The 9567-nt window shown below is 72.7% G+C and carries 11 protein-coding genes; 2 read left to right on the top strand and 9 right to left on the bottom strand.

Annotation, left to right across the window (positions count from 1 at the left end):
• From GTW08_RS17480 to GTW08_RS17440, 9 genes are all read right to left on the bottom strand, one after another.
• Positions 1–337: hypothetical protein (locus GTW08_RS17480; RefSeq protein WP_202417307.1), on the bottom strand; the 337-nt coding region annotated here is incomplete at its 3' end.
• A complete protein-coding gene (locus tag GTW08_RS17475; protein WP_062399139.1) occupies positions 334–1224 on the bottom strand; it encodes a LytR/AlgR family response regulator transcription factor in 891 nt (296 codons plus the stop codon). The genes GTW08_RS17475 and GTW08_RS17480, both read right to left, overlap by 4 nt.
• A 129-nt stretch (positions 1225–1353) precedes the next feature.
• On the bottom strand, positions 1354–2241 hold the full coding sequence (locus GTW08_RS17470) for a S49 family peptidase (protein WP_073573836.1): 888 nt from the start codon (positions 2239–2241) through the stop codon (positions 1354–1356).
• 123 nt (positions 2242–2364) lie between these two features.
• Entirely contained in the window at positions 2365–3576 is a 1212-nt protein-coding gene (locus tag GTW08_RS17465; RefSeq protein WP_238589740.1) for a sensor histidine kinase, read from the bottom strand.
• A gap of 32 nt (positions 3577–3608) precedes the next feature.
• Positions 3609–4487 (bottom strand): DNA-formamidopyrimidine glycosylase family protein, encoded by an 879-nt coding sequence (locus GTW08_RS17460; RefSeq protein WP_100879139.1) that lies wholly within the window; start codon positions 4485–4487, stop codon positions 3609–3611.
• 8 nt (positions 4488–4495) lie between these two features.
• Positions 4496–4936 carry a hypothetical protein gene (locus GTW08_RS17455; protein ID WP_161152232.1) on the bottom strand — a complete coding sequence of 147 codons (441 nt, stop codon included), beginning with the start codon at positions 4934–4936 and terminating at the stop codon, positions 4496–4498.
• Between the two features lie 106 nt (positions 4937–5042).
• Positions 5043–5603 (bottom strand): cupin domain-containing protein, encoded by a 561-nt coding sequence (locus tag GTW08_RS33010; RefSeq protein ID WP_161152231.1) that lies wholly within the window; start codon positions 5601–5603, stop codon positions 5043–5045.
• A gap of 53 nt (positions 5604–5656) precedes the next feature.
• Positions 5657–6904, bottom strand: a complete 1248-nt coding sequence (locus tag GTW08_RS17445) for a cytochrome P450 (protein WP_253068946.1) — start codon at positions 6902–6904, stop codon at positions 5657–5659.
• A complete protein-coding gene (locus GTW08_RS17440) occupies positions 6901–7182 on the bottom strand; it encodes a DUF4326 domain-containing protein (RefSeq protein ID WP_073573834.1) in 282 nt (93 codons plus the stop codon). The genes GTW08_RS17445 and GTW08_RS17440 overlap by 4 nt, the downstream gene beginning before the upstream one ends.
• A 124-nt stretch (positions 7183–7306) precedes the next feature.
• Here GTW08_RS17440 and GTW08_RS17435 point away from each other — a divergent pair, with 124 nt between their 5' ends.
• Together GTW08_RS17435 and GTW08_RS17430 are read left to right on the top strand one after the other, a co-directional pair.
• Complete coding sequence (locus GTW08_RS17435; protein WP_073573755.1) at positions 7307–7792, top strand: MarR family winged helix-turn-helix transcriptional regulator; 486 nt, start codon at positions 7307–7309, stop codon at positions 7790–7792.
• A 2-nt stretch (positions 7793–7794) separates the two neighbouring features.
• The coding region (locus GTW08_RS17430) for an MDR family MFS transporter (protein ID WP_161152230.1) at positions 7795–9567 on the top strand (1773 nt) is incomplete at its 3' end.

Genomic DNA, 9567 nt, shown 5'->3' with positions numbered 1-9567 from the left:
CCTCGGCCGGCCGCGGGTGCGGACCGGACGCGAACGAGCCACGCGGCTGCGCCGGGATGGCGTTCCCGGACGGCTCCGGCGCGAGGGCGACACGGCGGTTGCGGTGCTCGAGCGCCGGGTTCCAGGCGTCGAGACCGGCGACGGCACCGTCGGGGTACGGGCGCGACCGTGCGGGGTCCGGACGCCCCTCGGGCGCGGCGGAGGCCTGGTCCGCTCGGGACCCGGCGGCCGTCGCGTCGGGTTCGGTGCCGGGCCGGTCGGACCCGTCGAGATCGTCCGCGGCCCGGTCGGACTGCGGACGCACCGACGGCGAGACGCCGCCGGTGGACCTGCTCACCTCTGGCTCCACGCCTGCTTGGTCGCGCGGACGAGGCGGTCCTTCAGCTCACGGGTGTGCCGACGGCTGACCGGCAGCTCCGCGGTCTCCGGGCCGGATCCGATGCGCACGACGTAGCCGGACCCGGCCAGCCGCAGCTCGGTGACCAGCGGCAGCGCCACCAGGAACGAGCGGTGGATGCGCACGAAGCCGGCGTCGCGCCAGCGGTCCTCGAGCACCGACAGCGGGATCCGGACGAGGTGACTGCCCTCGGTGGTGTGCAGCCGGGCGTAGTCGCCCTGCGCCTCGACGTAGCGTACGGCGGACCGCGGTACCAGCTTCGTGGTGCCGGCCAGCTCGACGGGGATGACCTCGTCGTCGCCGCCGGTCTCCTCGCGCACGGTCTCGACCGGCCCGCTGCGACGGGTCGACAGGATCCGGTCGAGTGCGGCGGAGAGGCGCTCGGTGCGCAGCGGCTTGAGGAGGTAGTCGATCGCACCGACGTCGTAGGCGTCGACCGCGCGGTCGTCGTGCGCGGTGACGAAGACGATCGCCGGCTGCACGGCCATGTTCTGCAGCACCCGGGCCAGCTCCAGGCCGTCGAGACCGGGCATGCGGATGTCGAGGAACACGGCGTCGATGTCGGTCTGCTCGGCGACGTCCGCGCCGCCCCCCGCGCCGGCTCCCGCGGCCGCCCCGGCCCGGCGGCCGTTCAGGATGCGCAGGGCCTCGGTGGACTCGCCGGCCTTGAGGACCGTCGCGACGCGCGGGTCCTCGTCGAGCAGGAAGGCCATCTCCTCGAGCGCGGGCTGCTCGTCGTCCACCGCGAGAACGACCAGTCCGCGAGTGGTGTCGTTGCTGTCCACGATCTCCTCATCCTGCTTCCGGGCCTGCGCCGGGAAGCCCATCCGCTCGATGATCGCCCGGCGCCGCGACCATGGTGACGTGCCGACGCGCGTGATGCCAGGGCACGAACCGGATCGGTGACCGGCCGGACACGGGGTGCAGCGCGGCCGTGGTACGCACGGTCACCGGTGTCACAGCCCGTAACGGGCCCACGCCGCCCGCGTCTCGAGGGCGGAGAACAGCTCGTGCCCGGCCCCGGCGATGCCGCCGGAGAGGCCGGCCCGGGCCGCGGACCCACCCGCGCCGAGGCGGGCGAGCAGCGGCCTGCGCTGCTCCACCGGGCGCTGCTCGGCGTCGGGGAAACGTTCGGTCAGGACGTCGTGGGCACCGCCGATGCCGTCCACCAGGCCCAGCTCGCGGGCCCGCTCACCCAGCCACACCTCGCCGTCGAACAGCTCGGTGTCGGTCGCGAGCCGGTCGCCACGCCGCTCGCGCACCCATCCGGTGAACCGGTCGTGCAGCTGTTCCTGCAGGCCGGTGAGCCAGGCGACGTCCTCGGACCGCTCGGGCAGGAACGGGTCCAGCCGCGACTTCGACCCGCCCGCGGTGTGCAGCCGCCGGGAGACACCCCACCGCTCGATCAGGCCGTCGAGCCCGAACCCGGCGCTGATCACGCCGATCGAGCCGACGATCGAGGTGGAGCAGGCGTAGATCTCGTCGGCGGCGCAGGCCAGCCAGTAGCCACCGGACGCAGCGACGTCCTCGCAGAACGCGAGCACCGGCACGTCCTTCTCCGCCGCCAGCGAGCGGATGCGGTCCCCTATCAGCTGGGACTGGGTCGGCGAGCCGCCCGGGGAGTTGATCACCAGTGCGACGGCGGCGAGCCGCTCGGGCGCGAACGCCCGTTCCAGCACCTTCTCCATCGAGGAGAGGTTCAGCACCTGCCGCGGTACCGGCGCGGCCTGGGCGCTGATGACGCCCTGCATCCGCACGACCGACACCACCGGAGGGCCGACCGACTCACCCAGCCTGCCGGGCAGACGGGAGGTCACCGCCGCGGGAATACGCAGGACGTCCATGCCGTCCCACCGTACGCGCGAGCACAGGGTGACGTGGTGTGACCGGATCGGCACAGCTCGCGACCACTCATGTCACCCGTACGGCCCAGCGGATCGCCGGAGGGTCCCACGGATGCCCGCCGGTCAGGCCCGGATGCCCGCCCGGAACTTCGGGACGCGCAGCGTGATCTTCATACCGGCGCCGATGTTGGTGTCGACGACGAGGCCGAAGTTGTCGCCGAAGGCCGAGCGCATGCGGTCGTCGACGTTGCCGAGGCCGACGTGCGCGCCGGAGAGGTGGGCGTCGTCGAGATCCTCGTTGAGCCGGGCCGGGTCCATGCCGACGCCGTCGTCCTCGACGACGATCACGCACTCCGACCCGGCGTTCTCCGCCCGGATGGTGACGGTGCCGCCGTTGGGCTTGCCGGACAACCCGTGCCGGACCGCGTTCTCCACCAGCGGCTGCAGCGCGAGGAAGGGCAGGACGACGTTCTGCACCTCCTGGTCGATCTGGAGCTTGATGTTGAGCCGGTTCCCGAAGCGGGCCTTCTCCAGCCGGACGTAGCGCTCGATGTTGTTCAGCTCGTCGAGCAGCGTCGTGTACTCACCGGCCGAGCGGAACGAGTACCGGGTGAAGTCGGCGAACTCGATGAGCAGCTCACGGGCGCGCGCCGGGTCGGTGCGGATGAACGAGGCGATCGTGGTGAGCGCGTTGTAGACGAAGTGCGGCGAGATCTGGGCGCGCAGGGCGCGGACCTCGGCGCGGTTGAGCCGCGCCCGGGAGTCGTCGAGCTCGGCGAGCTCCAGCTGGCTGGACACGTAGCGCGCGACCTCGCCGGTGGCCCGCAGCACCGGGGGACCCGCCGTCGACGGGGTGAGCGCGGCGAGCGTGCCGATGATGGTGCCGTCGCTCTCCAGCGGGACGACGACGATCCCCCGCACCTCGCAGCCGGGCTGGTTGCACTTGATGGAGGTGTGGCTCATCAGCTCCATCCGGCCGGTCCGGACGACCGTGTCGGCGAGCGTCTGCACGTCCTGCTGGTGCTGGTCGGCGGTGCCGTCCCAGCCCAGGACCGTCCCGCGGGAGTCGGTCATCGCCATCGCCGTGGTCTCCAGCAGCTGGCGCAGATACGGCAGCGCCTGCGACGCCGAGCGCGACGACAGCCCCTCGCGCAGCACCGGCGCGGCCAGCGCGACCGTGTGCAGCGCGGAGAACGTGGCCTTGGCCAGCGGCGAGACCATCGTGTTGCGCCGGTTGCGCTGCCACAGGAAGAAGAACACCGCGACCACGCCGACGACGACCGCCACCACGAGCAGCAGCGCCATGGACGGGGTGAGCGTGGTGGATCCGTCCACGACTGCGAGCACCCCCGTTCCCGCGCCCGCCACTAGCGCACCAACCGGGACAGGCGGCGGTCGGCGAGCGGTTTCCCCCCGGTCTGGCAGGTCGGACAGTACTGGAACGATCTCTCCGCGAACGACACCTCGCGCACGGTGTCGCCGCAGACCGGGCAGGGCAGTCCGGTGCGGGCGTGCACCCGCAGCCCCGAGCGCTTCTCCCCCTTGAGCTCCGCGGCACCCTGGCCGACCGAGCGGGCCACCGCGTCGGACAGCACGGCGTGCAGCGACTCGAACAGGGTGTCCCGGGCGGCGGCGTCGAGCCGGGACGCCGTGGCGTAGGGCGACAGGCGCGCGGTGTGCAGGATCTCGTCGGAGTAGGCGTTGCCGATGCCGGCGAGCGTGGACTGGTCGACCAGCAGCGTCTTGAGCCTGCGGTTGTCACCGTCGAGCAGCTCGTCGAGACCGGCCCGGCCCAGCTCCAGCGCGTCCGGCCCCAGCTTCGCGATGCCCGGGACCTGCGCCGGGTCCTCCACCAGGTACACGGCGAGCCGCTTCTGGGTGCCCTGCTCGGTGAGGTCGAAGCCCGGCCCGCCGACCTGGTCGAGGTGAACCCGCAGCTGCAACGGGCCGCGGCCCGGCTTGGGCGGGGTGACGCCCGCCGTGGTGTGCCAGCGCAGCCAGCCGGCCCGGGACAGGTGCGTGACCAGGTGCAGCGGGCCGGTGTCGGGGCGGTCGTCGAAGTCGACCGACAGGAACTTCCCGAACCGCGACGCCCCGGTCACCACCCGGCCCACCAGCGCCGACACCGGTGGGTCGAACGTCTTCAGCGCGCTCATCGAGGCCAGGTCCACCCGGGCCACCGGGCGGTACACGGCGTGCTCACGCAGGTGGTGGGCCAGGGCCTCCACCTCGGGCAGTTCGGGCACCGCGACTCCTAGTTGATCGGCTGCAGCGGGCTGTCCGCGTGGCCGGGCGTCGAGCGGTTCTTGAGGCTGCGCACCACCACCTTGGTCTCCTCGCGTGCGGTGGCGAGCCCGCGCACCATGCCCGTCCACTTCTCCGGGGGCAGGTCGTAGCCGCCCTGGGTCTTCGCGGTGATCGTGAACGGCCTGCGCAGCAGCCAGCGGAACGGGAAGAAACCCAGTCCGACGACGACGACGAGCCAGTAGAACCAGGGGAAGACCACCCCGCCGGGCACCCAGACGACGAGGACCAGCCAGAAGAACACCAGTGTGCCGAGGATCAGCACGACCGCGCCGTTACCCGCGTCGACGTCGTGCTCGAACTCGTCACCGACCGCCGGCGTGGTCCACTCGATCCGCCGGCTCACCTGCCATTCACGGTAGTCCGCCGCGATGACCGTCTTCGTCGTCAAGGTGTCCGCTCCCCTGCCCCGGTACGCCCACGATGTTCCCACAGGGCGCCGACAGAACCGAGTACCCGCGCGCGGACCACCCGGCGGTGCGGGGCCGTGCGGGGCCTCAGCAGGCGGGCTCGGCGGGCTCGCGTTCCGGGGCGCCGGGGGCCAGCAGCTCCGAGCGGGTCAGCACGACCGGGTCCGGGCCGTCGTTGCGCAGCTCGTTGGGCCTGCCGTCCTCCAGGAAGAACGCCTCCCCCGGGCCGAACGGGCGCGGCTCGCAGGAGTCGGCGCGCTGCACGGTCACCGTGCCGGACCGCACCACGGAGATCACCGTGCCGGGGTGGCGGACCCAGCCGCTGGCCTGGCCCGGCTGCAGCACCTCGGTGCGCACGAGAAGCTCGGCGGGGCCGGGCGTGGAGATGTCGACCGGGCGGTCCAGGCGGCCCACCGCGTCGGAACCCGCCTGGGCCGCGGTCGCACCGGGGACCTCGGGGCCACCGGGGGCGGCCGCGGACGTGGTCGGCACCGCGGACCGGTCGGCCGGGAGGATCTCGACGGTCGTCCCGTCGGAGGGTGCGGCGTCGGACTCGTGGCCGAGCTGCCCCGGCTGGGCACACCCCGCGAGCAGGGCGGCGGTCGCGACCAGCAGGGCCGGTCCGAGAAGGTGACGGGCGAGCGGCACGGGCGGTGTCCCTCCGGGCGCGATGCGTGATCGCACCGCACGCTAGTGGCCGATCACCACGCGAGCGGCAGCCGGGTCGTCCCGTTGATGAAGTTGGAGGTCAGCCGGCGCACCTCCCCGTCGAGCCGGGCCGGCGGCAGGCGCAGGAACGCGGCGAGGAAGGCCCGCATCTGCATCCGGGCGAAGTGCGCGCCCAGGCACAGGTGCGGCCCCTGCCCGAACGCCAGGTGCTCGTTCGGGGAGCGGGTGATGTCGACGGTGTCCGGGTCGGCGAAGCGGCGCTCGTCGCGGTGCGCCGAGCAGTGGTAGACGACGACCTTGTCCCCCGCCGCGATCTCCGCCCCGTTCAGGACGTGGTCGCGGGTGGCGGTCCGGCGGAACGTCAGCACCGGCGGGTGCCAGCGCAGGATCTCCTCGATCGCCGACGGCAGCAGACCCGGTTCCGCGCGCAGGCGGGTGTAGGCGTCGGGGTGCCCGACGAGCGCGAGCACCCCGCCCGGCAGCGCGCTGCGCACCGTGTCGTTGCCCGCGATGACCAGCAGGAAGAAGAACATGTGCAGCTCAGGGCCGGTGAGTGCGCGGCCGTCGACCTCGGCGTGCACCAGCGCGGTCATGACGTCGTCGTCGGGCTCGGCGCGCTTGCGCTCGGCGAGGGCGTCGGCGTAGCCGAACATGTCGGCCAGCGCGGCCGGGGAGCGCGGGTTCACCGGCGGACCCTCGGCCGCGTGGTCCGGGTCCTGGTAGCCGATCACCCGGTTCGTCCAGTGCAGCAGCATCGGGCGGTCCTCGACCGGCACGCCGAGCAGGTCGGACAGGTTCTGCAGCGGGAACTCGTCGGTGACCTGCCCGACGAGCTCGCAGCCGCCGTCGTCGCGCACGGCGTCCAGGAGCGCGTCGGCGCGGCGCTGCACCGTGGCGGCGAACCCCTCCAGCCGACGACGCGTGAACGCCCCGGTGACCAGCGTCCGCAGCCGGACCTGCTCCGGCGGGTCCATGTTGAGCACCATCCGGCGCAGGAACGGCAGGTCGGCCGGGTCGGGGTCGCGGATCTGCGTCGCCCCGAGCGACGACGAGTAGTCGGCCGGGCTGCGCAGGACGTGCCGGACGTCGTCGTAGCGGGTGACGGCCCAGAACCCGGGTCCGGCCGGCCACGGGCCGACGGCGTGCTCGTCCTGCCAGGAGACGGGCGCGGCGTCGCGCAGCAGCCGCAGCGCATCGTGCGGCACCCCGCGGGCGAACACGCGCGGGTCGAACACATCGGTGTCGATCTCGTCCGGGTCGACCCCATCGGGGCCGCTCACCGGTTCGCCACCTCGATCAGCGTGTCCGCGTGGCAGGGCACGTCCTCGGCGCACCAGCAGCACAGGTCCTTGCCCGCGAGTTCGACCCGGGCCCGTTCGACCAGGTCGGGGCGCTCGTCGAGCAGCCAGCGGCGGTGCGCGGCGATGGCCGGTGCCCGCCCCATCTCACGCACGTCGAAGGGGTTGCCCCACGGTCCGGGCCGGGTGACGAGCACCGCGCCGTCGGGTTTGCGCCACCCCTTCGTGCGACGCAGCCGGATCCGCTGTGGAGTGCTCACGAACCGCACCGTAATCAGGTGGCGCAGCTCACGGCCAATCGCTTTGCATTGCGCAACGCATCGGCGCATGCTTGCGCGAGGCAACTAGTTGCGTGATACATGCACTACCGAGAGGGGGTCCGCGATGAGCACCGCACACGCTGCCGCCGCCGAGCCCGCCGACGCCGACCTGGAGCTCGCCGACTCGATCGTCCGGGAGCTGTTCCTGCTGGTCCGCCAGGTGAAGCGGTCCGGTGAACGGCACCGCCCCGAGATGATCGTCGACATGGCCGCGTACCACGTGCTGGCCCATCTCCACTTCGGCGGCCCGCAACGGGCCGGCGAGGTCGCCGCCACCTTCCACTCCGACCCCTCCACGATCAGCCGACAGGTGTCCGGCCTGGTCAAGGCGGGTCTCATCGAGCGGCGCGCCGACCCCGGCGACGGGCGCGCCTCCCTCCTCGCCGCGACGGACGAGGGCGTCCGCGTGATCGAGACCGAGCGACGCCGTCGCGCGCACGTCATCGCCACCGTGCTGGCCGCGTGGAGCCCCGACGACCGGCAGGCCCTCACCGGACTGCTCGGCCGCTTCCTCGACGACTACCAGACCTTCGAAGCACAGGAGTCCTGAGAATGTCCACCGCTGCCGCCAGTGCGCAGCGCCCCGTCGCCACCTCCGGCGACGGCGAGCTGACGCACCGGCAGATCCTGACCGTCCTGGGTGGACTGATGCTGGGCATGTTCCTGGCCGCCCTGGACCAGACGGTCGTCTCGACCGCGATCCGCACCATCGCCGACGACCTGTCGGGCCTCAACCTGCAGGCGTGGGCGACGACGGCCTTCCTCATCACCAGCACCATCACCACGCCGCTGTACGGCAAGCTCTCCGACATCTTCGGCCGCAAGCCGCTGTTCATGACCGCGATCACGATCTTCCTGATCGGGTCCGTGGCCTGCACCCTGGCCTGGTCGATGTACTCCCTGGCCGCGTTCCGCGCGCTGCAGGGCCTCGGCGCCGGCGGCCTGATGTCGCTGGCGCTGACGATCCTCGGCGACATCGTGCCGCCGCGCGAACGTGCCCGGTACCAGGGCTTCTTCCTGGCCGTGTTCGGCACCTCGAGCGTGATCGGCCCGGTCATCGGCGGCCTGCTGTCCGGTGTGGACACCATCGTCGGCATCGACGGGTGGCGCTGGATCTTCCTGGTCAACGTGCCCATCGGGCTCGTCGCGCTGGTCGTCGTCCAGCGGGTGCTGAACATCCCGCACGTCCCGCGGCCCGCACGGATCGACTGGCCCGGCGCGCTGGCGCTGGCGCTGTGCCTGGTGCCGCTGCTGATCGTCGCCGAGCAGGGCCGCGAGTGGGGCTGGGGCTCCACCTCGTCGATCGTCTGCTACGTCATCGGTGGCGTCGGCCTGCTGCTGTTCCTGCTGGCCGAGCGTGCCTACGGCGACGCCGCGCTGCTGCCGCTGCGGCTGTTCCGCACCGGCATCTTCTCGCTGTCCGCGGTGCTCAACCTGCTCATCGGTATGGCGATGTTCGGCGGCATCGCGCTGCTGCCGCAGTTCCTGCAGATCGTGCACGGCGCGACGCCCATCGAGGCCGGCTTCATGATGCTGCCGCTGGTCGGCGGGATCATGGTCGCGTCGATCCTCTCCGGCCAGCTGACCTCCCGCACCGGCCGCTACAAGATCTTCCCGGTGATCGGCACCGCGTTCATCACGATCGCGATGGTGCTGCTGTGGCAGACCGTCACGCCGTCGATCCCGATCTGGCAGCTCGACCTGACCATGGCCCTGCTGGGTCTCGGCCTGGGTCTGTGCATGCAGACCCTCGTGCTCGCCGTGCAGAACGCGATGCCCGCCCGCGACATGGGTGTCACCACCTCCTCGGTGACGTTCTTCCGGCAGATGGGCGGCACGCTGGGCACCGCGATCTTCCTGTCGGTGGTGTTCTCCACCGCCGGCGACAAGATCGCCGACGCCATCCGCGCCGCGCTCGGCACGAGCTCGTTCCGGGCCGCGCTGACCGACCCCGCCGTCGCGGCCGACCCGGCCAACGCGCAGGTCGTCGGGGCGCTGCAGTCCGGTCAGGCCGGCGGCCTGTCCACCTCGGTGCTGGCCGACTCCTCCTTCCTGCAGCGGATCGACCCGCGGCTGGCCGCACCGTTCCAGGAGGGCTTCACCAGCGCGATGACGCTGGCGTTCCTCATCGCGGCCTGCGTGATCGCGGTGGCCTTCGTCCTGGTGCTGTTCGTCAAGGAGCTGCCGCTGCGCACCATGTCCGGTGCGCAGGCCGCCCGGACCGAGGCCGCGGGCGAGGGTGCCGCCGCCGCGTCGGTCCCGACAGAGGCGCTCGGGACGGTCGCCCCGGCCCCCGCCCCGGCCGGGCGGGTCGACGGCGGTGGG

The organism is Pseudonocardia sp. SID8383, assembly GCF_009864975.1.
Taxonomy (GTDB): Bacteria; Actinomycetota; Actinomycetes; order Mycobacteriales; family Pseudonocardiaceae; genus Pseudonocardia; species Pseudonocardia alni.
Note: the sequence above shows the minus strand (reverse complement) of the source record. Positions and strands in the feature narration are given on the sequence as shown.

What these genes read in the sequence shown, in the direction of transcription:
- GTW08_RS17435 (WP_073573755.1), top strand. Translation starts at nt 7,307, where the DNA reads ATGAGCACCGCACACGCTGCCGCCGCCGAGCCCGCCGACGCCGACCTG.
- GTW08_RS17470 (WP_073573836.1), bottom strand. Translation starts at nt 2,241, where the DNA reads ATGGACGTCCTGCGTATTCCCGCGGCGGTGACCTCCCGTCTGCCCGGC.
- GTW08_RS17475 (WP_062399139.1), bottom strand. Translation starts at nt 1,224, where the DNA reads ATGGGCTTCCCGGCGCAGGCCCGGAAGCAGGATGAGGAGATCGTGGAC.